General features: G+C 34.7%; 17 protein-coding genes and 1 pseudogene. 11 read left to right on the forward strand and 7 right to left on the reverse strand.

Going from position 1 to position 22,525, the window contains the following annotated elements; all coding sequences use genetic code 11:
* The first annotated feature begins 3 nt into the window (after positions 1-3).
* The 9 genes from FHR29_RS25135 to gldN all read left to right on the forward strand — a co-directional run bounded on the left by FHR29_RS25135 (position 4) and on the right by gldN (position 10,344).
* Complete coding sequence (locus FHR29_RS25135) at positions 4-1,206, forward strand: glycosyltransferase family 4 protein (protein WP_183918090.1); 1,203 nt, start codon at positions 4-6, stop codon at positions 1,204-1,206.
* The gene (locus FHR29_RS25140) at positions 1,199-1,804 is read left to right on the forward strand and encodes a sugar transferase (RefSeq protein ID WP_183918092.1); all 606 of its coding nucleotides are present in this window, start codon (positions 1,199-1,201) and stop codon (positions 1,802-1,804) included. Before FHR29_RS25135 ends, FHR29_RS25140 begins: the two co-directional genes overlap by 8 nt.
* Before the next feature lie 11 nt (positions 1,805-1,815).
* Positions 1,816-2,418 (forward strand): acetyltransferase, encoded by a 603-nt coding sequence (locus FHR29_RS25145; RefSeq protein ID WP_183918094.1) that lies wholly within the window; start codon positions 1,816-1,818, stop codon positions 2,416-2,418.
* 5 nt (positions 2,419-2,423) lie between these two features.
* Positions 2,424-3,560, forward strand: a complete 1,137-nt coding sequence (locus tag FHR29_RS25150) for a DegT/DnrJ/EryC1/StrS family aminotransferase (protein WP_183918096.1) — start codon at positions 2,424-2,426, stop codon at positions 3,558-3,560.
* Positions 3,561-3,914: 354 nt separating this feature from the next.
* Complete coding sequence (locus FHR29_RS25155) at positions 3,915-4,697, forward strand: polysaccharide biosynthesis/export family protein (RefSeq protein ID WP_183918098.1); 783 nt, start codon at positions 3,915-3,917, stop codon at positions 4,695-4,697.
* An 8-nt stretch (positions 4,698-4,705) separates the two neighbouring features.
* On the forward strand, positions 4,706-7,105 hold the full coding sequence (locus FHR29_RS25160; protein ID WP_183918100.1) for a polysaccharide biosynthesis tyrosine autokinase: 2,400 nt from the start codon (positions 4,706-4,708) through the stop codon (positions 7,103-7,105).
* A 254-nt stretch (positions 7,106-7,359) separates the two neighbouring features.
* Positions 7,360-8,043, forward strand: a complete 684-nt coding sequence (locus tag FHR29_RS25165; protein WP_183918102.1) for an outer membrane beta-barrel protein — start codon at positions 7,360-7,362, stop codon at positions 8,041-8,043.
* Positions 8,044-8,087: 44 nt separating this feature from the next.
* Positions 8,088-9,380, forward strand: coding sequence for an SUMF1/EgtB/PvdO family nonheme iron enzyme (locus FHR29_RS25170; protein WP_183918104.1), 1,293 nt, complete (start codon positions 8,088-8,090; stop codon positions 9,378-9,380).
* A 13-nt stretch (positions 9,381-9,393) separates the two neighbouring features.
* Positions 9,394-10,344, forward strand: coding sequence for a gliding motility protein GldN (gene gldN / locus FHR29_RS25175; RefSeq protein WP_084825435.1), 951 nt, complete (start codon positions 9,394-9,396; stop codon positions 10,342-10,344).
* 115 nt (positions 10,345-10,459) lie between these two features.
* Here gldN and FHR29_RS25180 read toward each other — a convergent pair whose 3' ends face one another.
* From FHR29_RS25180 to FHR29_RS25190, 3 genes are all read right to left on the reverse strand, one after another.
* Positions 10,460-11,560 (reverse strand): nucleotidyltransferase family protein, encoded by a 1,101-nt coding sequence (locus tag FHR29_RS25180; RefSeq protein WP_183918106.1) that lies wholly within the window; start codon positions 11,558-11,560, stop codon positions 10,460-10,462.
* Between the two features lie 166 nt (positions 11,561-11,726).
* The gene (locus FHR29_RS25185; RefSeq protein WP_183918109.1) at positions 11,727-13,373 is read right to left on the reverse strand and encodes a gliding motility protein RemB; all 1,647 of its coding nucleotides are present in this window, start codon (positions 13,371-13,373) and stop codon (positions 11,727-11,729) included.
* A 123-nt stretch (positions 13,374-13,496) separates the two neighbouring features.
* Positions 13,497-14,666, reverse strand: a complete 1,170-nt coding sequence (locus tag FHR29_RS25190; protein WP_183918111.1) for a homing endonuclease associated repeat-containing protein — start codon at positions 14,664-14,666, stop codon at positions 13,497-13,499.
* Positions 14,667-15,123: 457 nt separating this feature from the next.
* Between FHR29_RS25190 and FHR29_RS25195 the strand changes: the two genes are divergently transcribed.
* On the forward strand, positions 15,124-15,513 hold the full coding sequence (locus tag FHR29_RS25195; RefSeq protein WP_168127765.1) for an MmpS family transport accessory protein: 390 nt from the start codon (positions 15,124-15,126) through the stop codon (positions 15,511-15,513).
* A 261-nt stretch (positions 15,514-15,774) separates the two neighbouring features.
* Here the strand turns inward: FHR29_RS25195 and FHR29_RS26905 are convergent.
* Positions 15,775-16,029: pseudogene (locus FHR29_RS26905) on the reverse strand (ORF6N domain-containing protein).
* A 1,323-nt stretch (positions 16,030-17,352) separates the two neighbouring features.
* On the opposite strand from FHR29_RS26905, the gene FHR29_RS25205 reads away from it, so the two are divergent.
* Complete coding sequence (locus FHR29_RS25205) at positions 17,353-17,502, forward strand: hypothetical protein (RefSeq protein ID WP_183918114.1); 150 nt, start codon at positions 17,353-17,355, stop codon at positions 17,500-17,502.
* A 292-nt stretch (positions 17,503-17,794) separates the two neighbouring features.
* Here FHR29_RS25205 and FHR29_RS25210 read toward each other — a convergent pair whose 3' ends face one another.
* From FHR29_RS25210 to FHR29_RS25220, 3 genes are all read right to left on the reverse strand, one after another.
* On the reverse strand, positions 17,795-20,605 hold the full coding sequence (locus FHR29_RS25210; RefSeq protein WP_183918116.1) for a TonB-dependent receptor: 2,811 nt from the start codon (positions 20,603-20,605) through the stop codon (positions 17,795-17,797).
* A 617-nt stretch (positions 20,606-21,222) separates the two neighbouring features.
* On the reverse strand, positions 21,223-21,633 hold the full coding sequence (locus FHR29_RS25215) for a hypothetical protein (protein WP_183918119.1): 411 nt from the start codon (positions 21,631-21,633) through the stop codon (positions 21,223-21,225).
* Positions 21,634-21,741: 108 nt separating this feature from the next.
* Positions 21,742-22,278 (reverse strand): hypothetical protein, encoded by a 537-nt coding sequence (locus FHR29_RS25220; protein ID WP_183918120.1) that lies wholly within the window; start codon positions 22,276-22,278, stop codon positions 21,742-21,744.
* Positions 22,279-22,525 lie beyond the last annotated feature (247 nt).

Consider the following 22,525-nt stretch of genomic DNA (forward strand, 5'->3'; position numbering starts at 1 on the left):
AAAATGAATATTATATTTTTAACATTAGTAGAGATAAATTCTGTAGAGGAAAGAGGTATTTATCAAGATTTGTTACGCAAGTTCCGAAATGAGGGACATAATGTCACAATTGTATCTCCCGTTGAAAGGCGTAAAGGAATATCAACTAATTTTACTCAAAAAAATGGAGTATCTCTTCTTCAAGTTAAGACGTTTAATATTCAAAAAACTAATATTGTTGAGAAGGGTATTGGTACTTTAGCAATTGAATACCAATATCTTTTTGCTATTAAAAAATATTTGGCAAATAAGAGGTTTGATATGGTTTTATACTCTACTCCTCCAATAACTTTTGCAAAGGTCATTCAATTCATTAAGAAAAGAGATGGAGCTTTTAGTTATTTACTGCTAAAAGATATTTTTCCACAAAATGCAGTTGATATGAACTTGATGAGAGAAGGTAGTTTTCTTCATTCACAATTTGTTAAAAAAGAAAAAAAATTATACGATATTTCAGATTTTATTGGATGTATGTCTCCTGCAAACGTTGAGTTTCTGATAAAATATAATCCAACTATTGTTTCATCAAAAGTTGAAGTTAACCCTAATACTATCGAACCGATTTCGTATAATTATTCCGAGAATGATAAGAATGTAATTCGAGCAAAGTACGCAATACCTTTACAAAAAAAAGTATTTGTATATGGAGGTAATTTGGGGAAACCACAGGGGCTCGATTTTTTATTACAAACAATTGATGATATTAATATTGATGATGTTTTCTTTTTAATTGTTGGCGATGGTACAGAATTTTCTATGATCAAGAAGTGGTTTGATGATAGAAAGCCCACTAATGCAAAATTATTGCAAAAGTTACCGAAAGACGACTATGATAAATTATTAGCATCATGCGATGTTGGGTTAATTTTTCTTGATAAGAATTTTACTATTCCTAATTTTCCTTCGAGACTTCTTTCATACCTAGAAATGAAGATGCCTGTTATAGCTGCAACTGATTCTAATACTGATATTGGTGATATCATTGAATTTGCAAACTGTGGATATAAAGTTTTATCAGGAAATCTGGAAGAGATGAAAAATGCAATTACTAGTTTATTAAGTGACGATTTAGAAATTCTTGGTAGTAATGCGGAAAAACTATTATTGAGCGCTTATACTGTAGATAAATCTTATAAATTAATTATGGAGAAGATAAGAAATGTATAAAAATTTTTTTAAACGCTTTTTTGACTTTTTTACAGCTTTATGTGGCTTAATTATACTTTCACCAATTTTTGTAATAGTCACTATTGGATTGTATTTTGCTAATAATGGTAGGCCTTTCTTTTTTCAAGCTCGTCCTGGAAAAGATAGTAAAATCTTTAAGATAATCAAGTTCAAGACCATGAACGATAAAAAGGATCCTGTAGGGAATTTATTGCCCGATGTAGATCGCTTAACAGCGATTGGCTCTTTTGTTCGCAAAACCTCATTGGATGAAATTCCTCAATTAATTAACGTCATAAAAGGCGATATGTCATTAATTGGACCAAGACCGCTTTTGATTCAATATTTGCCCTTGTACACGGAGACTCAAAAACGTCGTCATGAGGTTAGACCGGGGATCACCGGATGGGCGCAAGTCAATGGAAGAAATGCAATTTCGTGGGAGAAAAAATTTGAATTAGACGTCTGGTATGTAGACCATGTTTCTTTTGCAACTGATCTCAAAGTTTTTTTTACAACCTTTAAAAAGGTATTCAAAAGCGAAGGTATTTCTGCAGATGGGCATGTCACAATAGAACCTTTTAATGGAAACAATTAGCAATTAAAAATATGTATTTATTTGGAGCAAGTGGACATGGTAAAGTTATTGCGGAAATCGCTGAAAGCAATGCTGTAGTAATTGATGGCTTCATTGATTCAGATCCTAGTAAAATAAATTTATTAGGATATCCCGTTTTCCGTGAAGTCCCGACTCAAAATATAGAAGTTGCCATTTCCATTGGTAATAATAAAATACGTCAAAAAATTGTTACTAGTACTACCAACTTTAGTTATATCAATCTTATACATCCAAGGAGTAATATCTCTAAACGTGCTGTACTAGGTCAAGGGACGGTTGTGATGGCTGGAGTAGCAATAAATGCAGATGTTCAAATCGGTGAACATTGTATTATTAACACAAATGCTTCTGTAGATCATGATTGTGTTATAGAAGATTTTGTCCACATATCTCCAAATGTTGCTTTGGCAGGAAATGTGGTTGTCGGAGAAGGGACACATATCGGAATTGGAGCTTCCATTATTCAAGGAATAAAAATAGGCAAGTGGTGTACAATAGGTGCAGGCGCTGTCATTATAAAAAATATACAAGATGGATCTACAGTAGTAGGAAATCCCGGAAGAATAATCAACAAACACAACGATAAATTTTAGATATCATGTCAGATAAAATTTGGCTTTCATCCCCACATATGGGTGGTAATGAATTAACGTACATCCATGAAGCCTTTGATGCAAATTGGGTAGCACCTCTAGGACCGAATGTAAATGGTTTTGAAGAGGATTTACAGAATTTTCTAAGTGCAGATGTTCAGGTAGCAGCATTATCCGCCGGTACTGCGGCATTGCATTTGGCTTTGATTGAATGTGGAGTGGGCTATGGTGACGAGGTCATTTGTCAATCAATGACCTTTTCAGCTTCTGCCAATCCAATCGCATATCAAGGTGCAACTCCTGTTTTCATTGACTCTGAAAAGGATACGTGGAATATGTGTCCGAAAGCATTAAAAGAAGCAATAGTTGATCGGATAGCAAAAGGAAAAAAGCCCAAGGCGATTATTGTGGTGCACTTATATGGCATGCCGGCCATGATGGATGAGATTTTGACTGTTGCTCAAGAATTTGATATTCCAATAATTGAAGATGCTGCTGAAGCTTTAGGTTCTACATACAAAGGTAAAGCATGTGGTACATTTGGAAAATTTGGTGTATTAAGCTTTAATGGAAATAAAATCATCACAACCTCTGGTGGAGGTGCATTGGTTTGTCATTCTAAAGAAGATAAAGATAAAGCTGTTTTCTTATCAACTCAAGCTCGTGACGATGCACCTCATTACCAACACTCACATATAGGTTATAACTATCGTATGTCAAATATCTGTGCAGGTATTGGTCGTGGTCAGATGGAAGTATTGGCTTCACGCGTAGAAGCACGTCGTGCAATGACGAATTTTTATGTCAAGCTTTTTTCTAATTATAAAGGCATAACTGTATTTGTCGCACCTTCAATAGATTTCTATTCGAATCATTGGTTAGCGGCAATAACAATTGAACCTAGTGTAGCGGGTATCACCCGCGAAGAGCTTCGATTAACTTTACTAGCAGTAAATATTGAATCAAGACCTTTATGGAAGCCGATGCATTTGCAACCTATATTTAAAGATACACCGTATTATGGCGACAAGATAGCTGAAGAGCTGTTTGATAAAGGCTTATGTTTGCCTTCAGGATCGAATTTGACACATGAAGAGCGGGAACGAATAAGCATCACTATCAATAATTTATTAGCTAAGTAAATACTTAAATGTTGGCAGTATAAGACTTTTTTATATATAGTATTACTACATTGGCTTTTTAGTATTGCTGAAGTACTCTGGTTTTAGTATTTCTGTTGAATTTTTGTTTTGACATAATTATTAGTTCTGAATTGAAATGAGTAAATACTAATAATTTCTTCTTTTTTTAGATAAGATCTTTAACGTCTTGAAATGAGTGTAATAAATATTATGAATTGGGCATTATATTTGCTAATAAGCTTCGTTTTTCGAACTATCATTTTTTAAATGATAATATTGAACATAGTATGGGGAAAATAATATATTTTTGTTATTATTAAATAGCAAAAATAAATCTTATAATTTGAATAGAACATGCGATTAATATCAAAGTATGGTTTAGCATTAGCATTGTTTACAATGTCTCTAATGATTTTTAGTTCTTGTGGATCACGTAAAAATATGGTGTATTTGCAACCTGATTCAACACAGATAATTTCTGGTTATGAACAATTTGTTCCCAAGATACAGAAAAACGACATTTTGACTATTGTTGTAACAGCTGCGGACCCAAAAGTCACGGCACCATTTAATCCTTTGAGTACAATGTCATCAAGTAATTTAACACAGGGAGTTGATCTGGCACTTCGACCCACTTATACCGTTGATCATCACGGTGATATTACTTTGCCGATGTTAGGAAAAGTACATATTGAAGGTTTAACACGTTTGGAAGCCATTGATAAAATACGTACGGAATTGGGACAATATATCAAAGATCCAGGGGTTAATATAAATTTTAATAATTTCAGAGTCTCAGTGTTAGGTGAGGTTGCAAGACCTGGATCTTTTATTATTCCTACTGAACGTGTAACCATCTTGGAAGCATTGGGTATGGCAGGAGATATGACAATTCGGGGGGTACGCGAGAATGTGACATTAATCCGTGAAGTAAATGGACAAAAATCGATGCATCGGTTGGATTTAACTAAACAAGAAACTTTAAACTCACCTTATTATTATTTGGTACAAAATGATGTCATTTATGTAGAACCAAATAAGTCACAAATCAATAATTCTAAATTAGGGGCTAATACGAATATTATTATTTCAATAGCAGGCCTTATAATTACAGTAATTTCAGTATTGACACGTTAAAAATACCCATGGAATATCAATCAAAACATATCAAAGAAAATCAAGACGAAGAGTTGAATTTAAGACAGCTCTTTGAGCAATATGCCTTTTATTGGAAATGGTTTGTATTAACAGTCATCCTTTCGGTAGGAATTGCTGTTGTGTATCTTCGTTATGCTGAAAAATCATATAGGACCACCGCGAAAATTTTGTTGAAAGATGAAAAAAGCGGATCCGCAGGTGAGTTGGCAGGTATTGCAGAATTAAGTAGTAGTATGGGATTTGGTGGTAGCAGGGCTGCATTTGTTATAGATCAAATAGAAGTACTTTCCTCAAGAAGGTTAATGAGAAAAGTTGTTGACCTGCACAATTTGAATATTATTTACACTTTAAAGGGACAAATTAGGTCAAGTGAGGTACTAGAGAAAGATATGCCTTTTATCATTCAGCCTCAAGGGAGTACTGATACTGTACGCTTAAATATTGATCTGAAGTTGCAAGATAAAAAACATTTACAAATAACAGATTTAAGTACGGGGGAAAAGATAAATTGTACTTTTGATCAAGTAGTTAAAATTGGTTATAATAAGGTAGTTTTTAAGACTAATAACATTGCAAGACTAAATCCTAATTCTGATTATCAAATAACAATCGTTCCAAAAAATAGAGCTGTAGATGCTATAAGAAGTAATATTAGTATTCTGCCAGGTAGTGAGATGCAATCATATATTGTCAACTTTTCTATGGTATCTCGACTAGGTAAAAAGGCTGAATTCATATTAAACAGTTTAATTGAAATTTACAATGCTGATTTGACCAATGATAAAATGCGAACGACCAGAGCTACATCTGATTTTATTAATAAGCGTCTGTTATTGATTTCTAAAGATCTTTCTGGTGCAGATGAAGAGGCTGCAGATTTTAAATCCGCAAATTCTATGGTAGATATGGCCACAGAAGCAGGTGTATTTCTTCAGAATGCTTCTGAAAATGATAAAAGGGTTTTAGAATACCGCACACAATTGCAGTTAGTCGATCATATGAACAACTTCCTGAAGGGAGAAAAAGAAGGCAAGTTGTTACCTTCGAATATCGGTCTGCAGGACGCGTCTATTGGAGCAGCAATTGAAGGTTACAATAAATTAGTTTTAGAACGGGATGATTTATTAAAATCTGCTTCGGACTTAAATCCTACAGTCGTTGCTCTTAATCAAAATATTGAGGAGAATCGGAATAATATTCGTCGTTCTTTAGAAAACTACCAACAGGTAACGAAATTAGCATTAAATAATATTGAGCGTAAGTCGAATGAAATCAGGGGAAGAATTAACTCCATTCCAAATCAGGAGCAAGGATTTAAGAAGATTTCTAGACAACAACAAATTGTAGAATCTCTTTATTTGTTATTGTTGCAAAAACGTGAAGAAAGTGAAGTTAAGGCCGCCGCAAAACCCGATAATTTAAAAATTATTGATGCTGCTTATGGTACAAATATTCCAGTTTCTCCTAAAAGAAGTGTTGTTCTTTTAGGAGCATTACTTATAGGTCTATTCCTTCCTTTGATCGTTTTATACATTAAATTTTTACTGGATAATAAAATTCATTCGCGTAAAGATATTGAAGATGTTGTGAAAATACCGGTATTGGGTGAAATACCAAGTTCAGAAGATACTGTTATTCATCAAAATGATCGCTCATCATTAGCGGAGGCATTTCGTATATTACGGACGAATATGAACTTTATGTTCGGTGCGGATAAGAAAGATTCTTCAAAAGTCGTATTTGTGACTTCAACAATTTCGGGGGAGGGAAAGTCTTTCGTTACGACCAATCTTGCTCAGATTTTATCGATGTCTGACAAGAAAGTGCTTTTAATTGGTGCGGATATCAGGAGTCCTAAAGTTTTGGATTATCTTGGATTATCGCATCTACAGCATACTAATGTTGGAATAACACAGTTTCTTATTAACCCAGAAATGGACGTGAACAATATTATCATCAAGAAACCTGGAAATTACGATTTTGATGTTGTCTATTCTGGTTACATCGCTCCAAATCCTGCTGAATTATTGATGAATGGACATTTTGATGATGTAATTAAGTACGCGCGAGAAAACTATGATTATGTCTTAGTGGATACCGCCCCAGTAAGTCTAGTAACAGATACATTATTGATATCTCACAACGCTGATTTAACATTATATGTTTCTCGTGTTAATTTCTTGGATAAACGTTTGCTACAGGTTCCACGCGAATTATATATAGATGGTAAATTAAAAAATCTAGCATCAGTCGTCAATGATGTGGACTTTGCACGTGGTTATGGTTACGGTTATGGCTACGGTTACGGTTATGGTGACAAAGGTGCTAAAAAAACTGGTTTTGCGAAAATTTGGGCAAATTTGAAAACTATATTGAGACTTAAATAAAATAATAAATATCCTAAAAATTGGCGCTTTTCTTTTTAATAGAAATGCGCCAATTTTTTTGCTATTATCTTGGTTAAAGTTGAAAAAGCAGGATAAAATAAGTTATTTTATAAAATATGGCTCAAAAATTGTACGTGGAGTGTCAATAAAACAGATTTGGAATTGAAATTCTGTAGTATAGTTGATAACAACAATGTGACCATAATTTCGTTTCATAATATAAATATATAATAACTAATAAATCAACTCATACAATGAAAAAACTATTTTTTACTCTTATTTTGTTTGGCTGTCTTATGACTGCTTCAGCCCAGTTTTCTCGACCTATCAGTATAGGGGCTGGGGCAGGAGTTTCTTACGGTCTCACCGATCTGAAAAATTCAAAAGTAAATTTTGCTTGGTACGGAGAAGGGGACTATTTGTTAAGCCCATTTGTATCTGTCGGATTGCAGGCGCAGAAAGGTGAAGTAACGGGTGAGAGTGGGGAGAATTCCTACAAGAATAGCTACTATGCAGGTAACGTGAACGCAAAGTTAAGATTAGGTCAATTTATGGATCTTCCCGATAATTATAGTTATTATACTTTGGGAGCAAGTACGTTTCAACGTATCTTATCGAATGTTTATATCGGAGCTGGTGCTGGATTGATGAAAAATCGTATTTCAACAGATTTTAGCAGTGAGTACAGAGAAGCTATTTCCAATATAGGAGGAGAGATCGCTGAAGACCGATCAGGTATTCACTTTGTTGTTCCTTTAAATGTTGGTGTGGATATCCCTTTTGGACGCACCTTATATGGTCCTAAGTGGGCTATAAATGTAAACTATCAGCACGGATTAAGTTTCAATGATAACATCGATGGTATCATAAACAAAAGTAACGATCAATATGGCGTGATGACTGTTGGTGTAAAATATGCCTTTTTCAACCGTAACTAATTTGATCTAAACTTACTCTTCTATAAATAATAACAACCGCAATTATGAATAAAATGAGAAAACACTATCCGATATTTACATTCGGGCTGTTTATTTTAACAGTTTTAGTGTCTATGCAGGCTTGTAAATCAAGCTCATCTATATATAAAGCGCCTAAAGTTGCCGCATTTCGTGCTGGCGAAATGCCAGCGCCTCCGGGAATGGTTTATGTACCTTCTGGAACTATTCTTTTTAAGAGCTCTCTTGATACTGCTGATACAGGTAAAAACGTAAGCTTAAGTGCTTTCTTTATCGATGAAACAGAAGTGACCAATAAACAATACCGTGAATTTATCAACTGGGTAGCGGATTCAATCGCCGTAACCGATTATCTGAATGATGATCAGTACTTTTTAAATACTGGTGAACAGGGAGAGGAAAGAAGAATTGACTGGAAAAAGGTAAAGAAGGCTTCTCCAATTTGGAAAAGCAATGATCCGACTATCCGTGAGCGCTTAGCACCAATGCTCGAAATGAGAGGCTCTCAGCGCACTTTAAATCCAGAGGTGTTACGCTACCGTTTCTCTTATCAAAAGACAAAGGGGAATATTAAAAAGGTATATGTGACCGATACGGTTCCAGTGATGCCGGTAGAAGAAATCTGGTCTTCTGATTTTCCAAATGCGCAGCTCGCTTCCCTTGATGTCAATTATTTTACCCACCAATCTTTTGATTATTACCCAGTAGTTGGTGTGACCTGGAGACAGGCACGCGCATTTACAGATTGGAGAGGTAAGGAAATTATGGCAACTTTAATGAAAAACTCGTATTTGAGTGGTTATCAATTGACTTTAAGTCTTCCTACAGAAGCGCAATGGCAGTATGCCGCTGAAGGTAAATTGGATCCTCGTGATACTTCTTCTACTAAACGCATGACAATTGATGGATCTGAAGGTAAAGAAAAGCTTGCTGTAAACTTTAAGCAAGGTGATGGTACCTATTCTCGTGATGGCGCAACTTTTACCCTTCCTGTGAAGTCTTACACACCTAATGCGTTTGGAATCTATAATATGGCAGGGAATGTTTCGGAATGGACTTTGGATGCTTTTAGTCCTTCTGCAATGGTTTTTGTGAACGATTTAAATCCTGCTCTTTTGTATGATGCAGATGAAAAAGATGCGGATGCATTGAAAAGAAAGGTCGTACGTGGTGGTTCATGGAAAGATAATGGTGAGCAATTGAATACGGATACCCGTAATTATTCAGTAGACTATGAGCCGCACTCTTACATCGGTTTCCGTTGCGTGATGTCGGCATTTGAGATGCCAACGATCCAAAGTAAGACTAGAAAATTTTAAAATATAAATTCAGATGAAGATATTTATAACAATGGCAATGGCTTTAGGATTTATACCGGTCTTTGCGCAACAAGAAATACCGGATAGTTTGAAATCACAACAGGTTACAACTGCCGTACAAGGAGAAGTTTTAATGGACACTATACCAACAACGGATGGTTTTTATCAGGCCAATAACCTGGAGGATGCGGTTCCTTTCGCTTATCCAGAGATTAACATGAAAAATATTCGCTTTTATAAGAGGGTATGGCGTGATATTGATTTGAAAGATGAAAAAAATGCGCTTCTCGCTACTCCTGGAAATTCATTAATGGAGATCATTATGAAATCTATCGAAACGGGTAAATTGTCTCTATATAGTCCTGATGATGATTCTTTTAAAGGTAGAATGAGTGCCAACGAAGGTATGGCCCGTTTTACGGATAGTGTATTGGTTCCAATTTTTGATGATGAAGGAAACCAGATCGATTCAAAGATGACCTTAAATGAATTTGATCCTACCCGCGTAACTAAGTTCCGTATTAAAGAAGATATCTTTTTTGATAAACAGCGTAGCCGTTTGGAGAGCCGTATTATTGGCGTTGCTCCGCTGATGAATATTACAACTTCTGCTGAATTAGCGGAATCGGTCGGTTCTACTCCTGCATTTTGGTTGTATTTCCCGCAGTTACGTTACAGCTTGGTTAAAGTGGATATTACAGATCCGGATAAAGGTTTATACGATATGACGATGGATGACTTATTCGTTCAAAAGAAGTATGCAAGTACCATCATCCGTGAGTCATCTGCCGGAGCTTTGAAATTGGGTGATGAAGCACAGCAAGCGCAAGATGCACAGCAGATCGAACAAAAGATCGATGCATATAAAAAGAAACTGTGGACAAGTCCTAAAGGGGTGAAAGAAGAAAACTTGGAAGAGTTTATTCCGAATGCTCAGAAACAGAAAAAAGTAAAGAAAAAGTAAGCTTAGCTATAGTATTACAAAAAAAATACATCCTTATATTTTAAGGATGTATTTTTTTATATCATATTCGATTGTACAAAATAATATTAAGAGTTTTTCAAAAAATGTCTTTATATTAATCTTTATCCTTGCCAAAGAATCTTGAATAGGCTTGCATTACAGGATAGAAAAACGCTTCTAGTGGTGCATATCTAAAATACATTTTGAAACATGCCCAAAGCCGATATGCTCCGTCTGGTTGTAAGGAAACAGCCGTGACCTTCCCATCCTCATATCGCTTGTCGTGATAGCCAAAGTTTCCAGACTGCCAGATTTCATCCATCATCCAATCTGCATTCCATTTTTCGGGATAGGGAAATGGAATCTTTTCTTTTTCTAGCCCCAAATATTTGACTAAGATAATGTGTAGTAAATGTGTCCACTTTAGTATTCCTGTGTCTTTATAAATTTTTTTTAATTCTTCAGTATTAATCTGTGAAGCAACAGTGTGATATAATCGTGCTGAATCGCATATTTGTCGCAATCCTATACCAAAGAATATTAAATGTTTTAAGATATGTGCATTTACCTGAAATACCTGAAGCTCGATAGCAAGTAGTTTGATTGGTACTTCATTAATTAATAATTCTTGCTGCCTATGACGATACTTTAATTGTAGTTTTTGTAGATAATTATATTTAAAGGGATTTCCAATATCAAAGAGCTTTTTATGATGCTCAATATGGATACCATTCCAGTCATAATCTAAACTAAATCCAGCAGTATCTCTGACATTAAGTTTTTTTTCTTTTATAATTGTCCTCGCATTTTCATAACCCTTGTTTTCAAAGTACCAATCAATATCACCTGACATACGGTGTTTAGGAATATCATAACATTCTGCAACACCTTGTCCCTTCTGTAATATGGGCTTAAGTCCTTGATTTGTGAAGGCGGTATATTGAGAAGCAATAACCTCATTCATCTTTGTGTTATGACGTTCAATTTGATCGACACGAACCGTCCATTTTATTCGTAGGGATTGTGGAGGGAGTTGATCCTCTTTAAGATGTGTAAAGCTATCATAAATTAATCCTTCGACAGTATGGTTCATAGCATAGGAGCGAAGCTGTAACCAATCTGTTTCAGATAATGGTGATTCAAGTACTAGCGATTCCCTACCCCAGAGTCCGATGCGTAATAATTGAAAAAAAATATCTTTAAGTCTATTGTCCATCTACTTCTAAAGTATTATTGATCTCAAAAATAACTATTTTTTACTGCTTTCTTAATAATTTAGAAGATAAGTATTAATCTTAAAAATTCTCTCATGATAATTTGCCAATAAGTGCTTCTATTTCCAAAGAAGGTCGGCAGAATATCCTTTATTTTAATATTAAAAGTTAGAAATCACTATACATGGATTTAAAACTAGATCGAATACCAATATTAAAGATCCCTGACTTATTTGTAGTAGGTGTCTCGTAATGAGTTTTTTGATAACGTTGTGTGTACCCTACTTCAAATCTTAAATTATATTTAGGATTGAGAATATATGCAACCTTAGCATCGGCATAAACCACTTGGCTTTTAATGCCTTGAGCGATATGGTTACCATACTGGTTGGGAATTGTATTATAAGATTGAAATATATTTCCACCCATATTTGTTCCATCCGCAAGATCTAAACCCTTTTGATTATAATTTAGCTGAGCAGAAAAGTCAAATCTCTTCCATACATAATTAGCTAAACCTATAATTTCTCTAAAATTCGCTCCTAAAGGGTGCGCTAAAGGTTCTGCATTATTACTGTAGTTTGATCCGGAGTTAAAATGCGCATAAGTGTAGGGTCTAGCTGTATTATATTCCAGTAAAAAATTTAAATTCTTAACCTTCAACATATCATAACCTCTTACTCCTAACTGTGCCCCCCATTTATTATGAGCATAACCATTTCCTCCAAAAAATTCTTTAGCCGAAAATTCTCCAAGCAAGAATTGACCATATGCAGTAATGTTTTTGAACAGTTTGTATTTAGAATTCAAACCTAAAAACATTTTATCTGGAGAAGTCGAATTATTCGATTCTACAGGACGTAGAAATATGATTGGATTGATATATGTGAAATCGAAGCCTCTTGTACCAGCTGCGTCACGATTTGCCCAAGTGATTGCTTGGAAAAAACCTATTGAAAAGCGGTTTGTTGCATTATAGTCTATGTAATGAAATACCCCCCATTTCTTACCATCACCATAACTATTTGTTGCATATATTGGATCTGAAAGTTTATTGGTCGGATCGTTCATATATGCCCATACGGAAGTATATTGAACATTTCCAATTGTACCTGTAAGTTTTAAATGGGTATAATTAGAGGAGAAATCTGATAATAACATTGAACGGTAACCATCACCAATGAAGTTTTTATCGAAAGCTGCAGTTGCCTGAAAATGTTTACTAAATGCATAAGTCAGACTAGCCGTGGTATTGCTCCAATCTTTTTTATTTCCCGAGCCAAAATTGGTAGTTCCTTGTCCGGGAACTATCTTGTTGTTATTTATATATTCATCAAAATACTGAGGAAATACTGCTCTATTTGTTGTGAAATTAGTGTAAAAAGTTAATTTATTTCCTACGGTTGCACCAACTTGAAATCCTAAAGAATTCATCGAGGTTCTTCTTTTATCTCCAAACGCATCTTTTCCGATTGTTATTTCGGGAAGAACGTCAGCATATAGGCTGTATTCATCTTTTTCGACTTGAATCAGATGTTCGTTGAAAAGCTTACGCATCAGCCAGTTGTCGGAAGTTATTGTCTGATTTGATTGAATAGAATCAAACTTTAACAATAATTCGTCTGAATATATGAATGGTTTGGATGATGTATGTAAACGTGTTTCTGGAGAATACAAAACGTTATTCATTTTTTGAGAAAACTGGTAAGAGTAAGGCTGATTTTTGATTTGTGCCTTAACTTCGTTTTTACCAATAATTGTAATTATAAACGAAACTACTAAGACTATAAATTTCAATAAAAAATTTTTCTTCATGAGATTTTATAAAACAGTGGAGATAACAAATTTTATACCACAGCAGCAAAATTAAGATTTTAGCTGTTTATTAATTGGATAGGATATGGATTTAGTGAAAAATTTATTTTACATGTCTTGTATTTAACGTTGTCTGACATATTTAGGTTTATTTAAGATGTTGCGTAATTCCTCTTCGGTATAGTGCCGTTGACCTTTGGCATTTAATTTAAAACCGCAAACCAGACGGAGGCCGCCCATGCAATGAAACCGCTTTTCATAAACTTCCCTGGAGTATCCGGTCAGTTCTAACAGCTTACTACGGGGGATACCATTTTCAAAGCCATGTAGGATACTTTCTGTCTTGTAATGCTCGGCCAATTGTTTTTTAGTTAGCTTGCAGCGCTCAGGTGTCTTGTTGCTTGGAATTTGGCCAATGGAATGAATAAAATCATTTAAAGGTTGATTAAGCTTCCAGGTCATAGCTCCTGAAGTCACACCCATTTTAGCTTCTAGTTCTTTTACAGTGGGCGTTCTTCCTAATTTCTTGGCCAAAAGGAGGTAATGATCTTTTATACTGAATTTCGTTAATGGGATTTTCGTCCCCGCCATATAGCATAAGTTATTCCACCCAAATTTTTCCTTAACGTACCATGCCGAAGGATAGTTTTCCGGTTTTAAACGTTGATAATCTTTTACATATTTAATCCGGTGCTTTTTGATCAGTTTAATAACGTTTTCTTTCGCTTCTTCTTCGGTCATCGTGGTGATCCGGTAGTATGGTGGTAGTCCAACGTATTCCAAGACATCAGCCCACGCAATAACATTAAAATGGGTCAAATAGGACCTGCTATTATAGAGTCCATTACTTTTTACACATTCTGATATCGCAGGCGATCGCTGGTGCTTGATGTAATAACGGACTAAGGAGTTTTTTAGTTTCCCTTTCGAAGGAATTCGTCGATCATTTGCATCGTATCCAGCTGCAATGATAAATTTATTCCAGGATCCGAAATACTTGTGGATACTTCCTGATTTTGAAGAAAATTCTCTACGCATGGGGATGCGCTTATTCGTTTGATAGAAATCATGTAATTGGGCAAATAGTTCAGCTTTGACGATAGCTTCTGTTTTTTTGACATTAGGCTGTAGTCCTGCGGCTGCAATAAAATTGTTCCAGGTGCCAAAATAACGGCGGCTCATCGTATTGAGGTTTTCCATTTCACGACGAACAGGCGTTCTGCCGTTTTTATTGTAAAATTCGTTCACGATCGAAAAAGCTTCTGCGATGATTTCTTCTTGTGTTGGATTCAAATCGTACTGAAAATATTAGTTGATAGAATAAGTTTATAAATGCGAATATTAAAGATAATATTTTTCTTTATTAAAATGAAATGTTGCTATGAAATGGTTAGAAGGTTAGATAGTTAAAAGGTTAGTTGGTTACTCTATAGTAATTAGATTATAGTATTTAGTAGTTAGACAAGATAGACTTTTTTTTTACGGTAAAGTTGAGATAACTAAAAGTTGAGGTGATTAGAAGATTACTAGATGCTTTGGCAGGAATGCCACCAAACTGCGTTTTTTCTAAACACTATTTTTTGGAGGTTTGCGCAAGGGCGATATTAAAGATTATCTAACGACAGGATATTTTCCTTATCATCCCTGCTGTAGTAGATCAGTAATCTTAACAGCTTAAATATGATTTTAAAAAGATAGTAAAATCTCCTAGGCACGAAAATTGTAAAAGCCTAGATTTAAAATTAAATATATGAAAAAGCTAAAAAATTTATTTTTGTTAACATTGTTAGTTGGTGCTACAACATTTTCTTTAACAGGCTGTAGTGATAAAGATGATCCTGCTCCAGAAGGTGGAAAAGCTAAGGTTCAGTATAAGCTGATTGCTTCAGAGGGTGTTAATATTTCAACAATTGTCTATTATTCTGATAATTCTGTTGTAACTAAAACAGGTGATTTTGGATCGACATGGACAAGCGAAATTGTGACAAACAATGAAGAAACCACGATGATCAGTGCAAATGCTGTTGGACCATCTGATCAATCTACTTTAAAAGCGCAGATATTAATTGATGGAAAAGTGGTAAAAGAAAACCCGGTGTCAACAGGGAAGATATTGACAACTAATGTATCGTTGAAATAAATTTCGTACAAAAACTATTATTCATCTTATCTAAGGTATAATAATAAGTTTGATATAGTATGTTAATAAAGAAGACCGAATGTTTCATTCATTTGGTCTTCTTTGTGTTAGGGTATTTGATTTCGATACGTGTATTTTGAAAAAATGCTAAAATAGACTTTTCTCCCACGCCTAAAAAATTTCTTCTTTATTACCAGTTTCTAAGGTTCATGTCGTTATGTTCAGCTAAATGTTGTCTTATTTGAGCAAAAATTATCATATTTATATACTTACCTGAATTGTTTGTTCACTGTTTATTACGCTGGATAACATGAGAACACCGAATTCAGTAAATACATTTGGCGCAGATCTTCTTCCTCCCCAACTTGAGGTCGCATTTTGCGACTTTAAGATTTCAAATTCTTAAATAGTTAATGTGGACATGAAGTTCTTAGCAAATCTGGTTAAGTTGAACCGTACATGTTCATTTAATCTTTTCTTTTCAACCCCATATAATTCTGCAAAATCACTATCCATAACTACTTTGTGTCTACAGAGTTTCCATCCTTGATAGTATGATATGATACTATCAAGGATATAATTTATTTGCTAATATTGGATCATCTAAAACTAGTAGCTTAATTCAGTTTTAGTTTAAATGCCTATTCTATACCTCTTATCTAAGCTAAATTTCTTGTTTTTATTCTACACACTAATTTTGTCGTAAAAAAATCAAAATAGTATGAAAGGGTCTCGAGGTGGAGTACTTTTTTGAAAACAAAAACAGGCATTATGAAAATAGGACAAAAAAGATTACAGCTTATAAAATATTTTTAAGGTTGGTACAGTTCACCTTATTTGGATTCAATTGGTATCCCGACTATTGGTTACGGAATGCCTACCTATACTTAGAAAAGTGACGATAAACGATCCGGATTTACCCAAAACAGAAGGATAGCTTATGCTTTTAGAAATACTTTCCAATTATGAAGATGATATTAACCGGTTGTTGCTAAAGCAACCTCGTTAAAATCAATTTGATGTACTGGTATCTTCTTATTCACCTCTGTAGTAAAATCAGTATAGGTAAAAAGATAGCCTTTAGGAAGTATATCTAGAGTGAATGTTATTTAATCAGTAGTTTTTATACCTTTTTATTACATCGAATATATGATTTTGTCCAGTTTATTATATAAAAAACTGGACATTTAGATTTTAAGTTATAATGTCCAGTTTTGCTTATAGGTAGACTTACCTGTACTTGCGCTATTAATATGAATTATTAGTAATTTTTGCTAAATTTTATCGGTATAAGGTTTATAGTAGTAAAAATAGTGAAAATTTACTCTCGTTTATCTAACGCAGGTAATATTTACACTTGTTATTGATTCTTATCTGCTTGCGAAGATCAATAGTCTTTATCCCTCACTTTCCTTTCGTTCATCTGCGACAGGTAATCCTATAACTGACGTTCGCAAGTTTTGAACAGGCAGAATGTTATCAAACTGCATTTTTTTAAATACTATTTTTTGGTTATGATTTTTTTTCTATGTTGGCGCTAGGGCGATAGTAAAGATTATTTAACGACAGGATATTTCCCTTATCATTCCTGCTGTAGTAGATCACCATTTTTAGTAGGTATACCCTCGGGCTTCCTGCCTGCAGGGCGGGCCTCCAAACGCAGGCGTTTTTTTTGATAGCATGTAGTATGACTCCGTGGCCAGGGTTAGGGGTATTTGGTTCTATGCTTGTTAAAGCAGCGATCCAACCATTCTTGAATATAAGAAACTGAACACTGATTGAGTCAAATTTTAGACCTATATTGGGTTTAACTGCAGACAGACCCATTGTTGTGGCTAATTGCTCAATATAAATCCAACAATTGGAGTTTCCTATCGTTTTGACGCTGTTAAAAGTACGGTCTTTGCAGGTTACAAAGTGAAATACTATCCATTTGAGGATGCTGTGGATATCAATTATCTTTCTGTAGGGATTCGTTATCACCTGTAATACGGATAAAATATCAAATGGTTGCCGATTACCAATTTCGCATCTTTATTTTGCATAAATAAGTGAGTTTTGGTTTACATTTGATTTAATTAGAAAGGACTTCAAAAATATTGAAGTCCTTTCTATTGTATTATAGATAGCTGAAAAATCAAATAAGAGCACTTAAGATTTACAATTTATTAAATTTTAAGTTTCAAGAGATTAATCTTATCTTTCAATTTCCTTCCCCGATCTTGCTTTCGTAATTCTATTATAGGACTCTCGCAATGCATGTTTTTTATTTTTTTTGGTATTAAAGACTAAATTTTGCACCTATTTGCCCTCTTATACCATAATACTCCACTTGACTAGGTCTCTCAGGTACTCCTAAATAGTACTTAAAACGCGTATTTAACAAATTATTTGCTTCAGCAAATATTAAGATCTTTTTATTGACGCGGTAAGAAATGTTAGCATCCATCGTAGTATTTTTATCGAAGTATTCATCATATGAAGCATCGGCCCCAAATGCTACAATATTAGCACCTTTATTGTTTAAAGCCAGTCTCGTTTGCAGTCGGTTATTCTCGTAAAATAAAGCAATATTAAAAAGACTGTTAGCTTGACCCGGAATACGCGTTTTATCGTCCCTACCGATAATCTGCATCTTCGAACGTACAAACGTATAATTGGTGTTAATTCCGAAACCCGATAAAAACCCAGGAAGAAAATCCAGTTTTTTACTTATTCCAAGCTCGAAGCCAGCTACATGTGCATTTTCACCATTTTGGTCCTGCATGACACGCACATTTTCTTTACCCTCAAATTCATCATAAAATTGACTGCCTTGGAAAATCGGATCTTTTATCAATTTGTAGAAAGCACCTGCGGTGATAGCTCCAACATTATCTAAGAAATACTCACCCATAAAATCAAGATTATAGGATTTGATCGGAACAAGTCCGGGGTTACCATAGAAAAAAGTGTTATCCTGAACTTTGTACGATCCGCCAGCAACCAGCGATCCAAAATCAGGTCGTGAAAATGTTTTTGTGGCCGCCATTCTTAGATTTAAATCTTCAACTGGCGTATATTTCACATGTAGCATCGGTAATAGGACCGTATAGTTGTTTTTCTTAGTTTGAGGAGTAAGTTTCCCTCTATAGTTTGGTTGTCCTTCAACGGCTTCATATAACCATCCTTCAACTTTCAAATTGGTGTGTTCGGCTCGAAGTCCACCCACAATTGAAAGTTTATTAGATGCATTAAACGTCATCATCGCATATCCTGCTGTATGTTTTTCATAAACATCAAAATTAGAACCAGTCTGTACGCCATTTGCCACTAATGCAGAATTGGTAGAATCTATTTTTAAATTGTCACGGTGCTGATTAAAAAATCCTGCTATATCCTGTGTTTTTATAAATTGAGGGAATATACCAACAAACTGGTTGCCGACATTTTTCATGTAAGCATCTGTATTTGGTTTGGACTCCAGATTAAGGTCCGTGTACAAAGGAGCAGGTTGAGTGCCTCCCTTATCATCCCATATCCAGGTCGGAAGTTCGTAGCGTTCTGTTCTTAATTTATCTCTGTATTTGGCTCCGACTTTTAACTCTAATCGGCTATTGATTTTTCTTTTTAAGTCTACCTGTGCGATTATCCTATCCGTTTCATTGATATGGTGCACTTCCATCTGTACCGAATTGAACCGGTATTTGCTATTGTCATTCACCGCATTAGCGTTCGGGAGAAGGGTCTGTGGAGACGAAGGATCAATGCTGCCGCCATCGATTAAATAGGAAGCCATTTTCTTTTCATCCAATCCTGTGTAACCTACATTTTCTTGATTGTATTGTACAATAAGGTAGGATGGGAAATCTTTGTTTGGGATATTTCCGTAATTAAAATTATTGTTGTAGTGTGAAAGCTGTACATTTAAAGATGTATTGGCATCCAATTGAAATTCTCCTCCAATATCTCCCCCGTACAAACGTGTTATCAGTTCGTTATTGATACTCTGCGCTTCTGCGCGATTTTTTTCATAGCGTAATCTAAGCTTATTATGTTTTTCATTATCATTCAAAGATCCATAGATTCCTCGTATAAATATTTTTGAATTCGAACTTAATTTGTAATCCGCAGCCCCATTAAATCCCAATGTTCTCCGTGTACCATAGTAATCGCGAAGCTCCATGCGAGCGATTTTGTGATCTGAAAAACGAGGTTCATAATTATGGGTTGCCCAGTCTCTGTTCCATATATTTCCATTGACAATAAATCCGAAGCGGTCATTTTTACTCCTGTTTCCATATAAAATATTTGCGCTGTATATTTCGCCACGGGCATAATCATTATAACCGCCGCCCAAAGACACATCGAAGGTTTTTTTATCAGGTGAAGTTTTAGTAATAAAATTCACTGTTCCGCCCATCGCATCACCATCCATATCTGGAGTGATCGCTTTAGATACTTCAACAAACTGGATTAATTCGGATGGGAAAAAGTCAAATGCCGTTGAACGTGATGTTGTCTGTTCTTCTGCTGTTGGAATTCGGTTACCGTTGATTGTAGAAGAGCTCCACTCAGCAGGTAGTCCACGTAATGAGATAAACCGTCCTTCCCCTTGATCCCGCTCCAATACCACTCCAGGTATACGTTGCACGGCCTCACCCGCATTGCGGTCTGGTAATTTTCCGATACCATCGGAAGCAATGATGTTGACAATGCGGTTCGACATCTTCTGCATATTCAAAGCTCGTGCCTCTGTTGCTCTTCGGGATTGATTGACCGTAATATTTACGGTACTCAATTCATTTTGATTAGAAGATAGTTCCACAACACCAAGATTATTGATATCAGAACTTTCTAATGTTATATTTTGCCTCTGACTATTATATCCGATAAATGAAATAAGTAACGGGTAGCTGCCTTGTTTAATATTGGAGAGCCTAAATTCCCCATTGACATCTGTGCTTGTCCCTATTGATGTGCCTTCTATTTTGATAGATACACCAGGAAGTGGACCTTGATTATCGACGATTTTCCCCTTAATGCCCGACGTTTGGGCATAGATTTGACATGTGATAAAACTGAGGACTAATAGTAGTATATTCGTTTTCATAATTTATAAATATGGCAGTAAAACTATAGATAGTTTAGTATTTATAAATTAACGTTTGCATATTTAATAAAAAGATAATAATTAGCTTACATAAGTTTTTGTCAGTGTTTCCTTTCTGAAAATCAGTTGAATATGCCTTTTTGTAATCTCATGTCTATTAAAATTAATAATTTCGATAGGCGATGTGTCTGTTTTAATTCCAGATTTTTACCGTTTAACTCATTATAATTTATAAACATAATTTTAACATTTGTTAACTAAATTCTATACTAAAAACTTTGTTGCTTCATGATTATAAACTTTTGAATAGTCAATGAAACTGAATCGCCATGGAATATGAAGGAAGATCTAACTCAGAATATGGTTTTGGCATTAAAGGATATTCATATGGGATGAAAATGTCCTCAAGTTTTTCTATAGCACACTATAATCCTCTCTCGTCTACTAACTAAAAAGCCTCAGACTAATACAACCTGAGGCTTAAAATTAAACATTGGCTACTAACTCGACAATTCGACTCTTAAAATTAAAAATTGATTTTAAAATGTCAAAAAATAATAAGAAAAATAGCTCTAAGGGGGAATCCTAGAGCTATTAGCCAATATATATTAACTATATCAACCTCTATTTTTATTACGCATCTTATAAGCTTTATATCGGATATTTATATTTTTTATCAGGCTGATCAAGTACTTGATGATGCGGTAACAACTATAACCGATAAAGACTAATATTAAAAGCGTTAGGGTATAGTCCAACCACTTTGGTAATGAATTTTTTAATACAAAATAACCCATAAACATAAAATATCCAGCGATGTAGAGTAGTATTTGAAATCCTCTCTTCCAGCCAAACCAAGCGGCCAGATAAAAATAGCTACTTAGAATCCCGGCACATGGTAGTATATATACTAGATTGGTACCTTGTAGCTTAGGTTCATATGGTGCATAAAAAAACTTGCCGATAATAATAAGGATCGCCAAGTTTAAAAGTATTTTAAAAATCCAACGGATATCAATTATGAACATAATTTTTTATTTTAATTTCTCTAATCAGTTATGGATTGCTATGTGCAGATCTTCTTTCTCCCCAACTTGAGGTCGCATTTTGCGACTTCAAGATTTGTAAGCATAAGTTTATTTAGCCGATTTATTTCCTTCGGCTGGTTTCGGTAATAAGCCAATAACTGGCCGCTCACCATCTCCATAAAAGTAGTCGAAAAGTTGGCTTGATTTAATCCCCATTAGTTTGGCAATATTATTTAGCTCTTCTGCGTAAGGTCGTTTTTTAGGATCAGTTAGGAGTTTATGAAGTCTCACGTTATCAATTCCAGTATTATGTTCAATATAGTTTTGAGGTTTGAAATGATCAAAAAGTAACATACCAAGCTTTGATTCCCATTTATTGCTAAACTCTTTTTTATTTGAATTTTTAAAAATTTCTTCACAAGAATAGTCAAAATCTAATGTTGTAGATTTCATTATCTTATAAAACTCATCTGCATAAAGTAAAGTTGTTTTTTCTATGTATAGCTTGCTGACTTTTGTTGTACTAAAGCCCGTAGAGTCAGCAACATACTTTTGTGTGATTTTGTTTTTGAATAAAAAACTTCCCAACGGTGTTAAATAGCCCATCTTATATTTATTTTCAATTATTTGGTTAAAAACTTCCAAATCATTTATTTTATTATTATATTTGTCTTACAATCAGTTCACTGATTAGAGTCTCGAGCATCGAAACGGCAAATTTCAACAACACGAGACGTAGGGTTTGCGAACCCCCATACTTTTTGTACTTTTACAAATAGAAGGGGCTAGCCTCCCTATCTGGATTTGTGTTGAGGTTCTTTGCCGTACCGGATGTTCAATGAAAGATAGTAGAGGCTAGCCTTTTTATATAAGGCCTTCATTACCTTCCGCA

This window comes from Sphingobacterium sp. JUb56, from assembly GCF_014191365.1.
GTDB classification, from domain to species: Bacteria; Bacteroidota; Bacteroidia; order Sphingobacteriales; family Sphingobacteriaceae; genus Sphingobacterium; species Sphingobacterium anhuiense.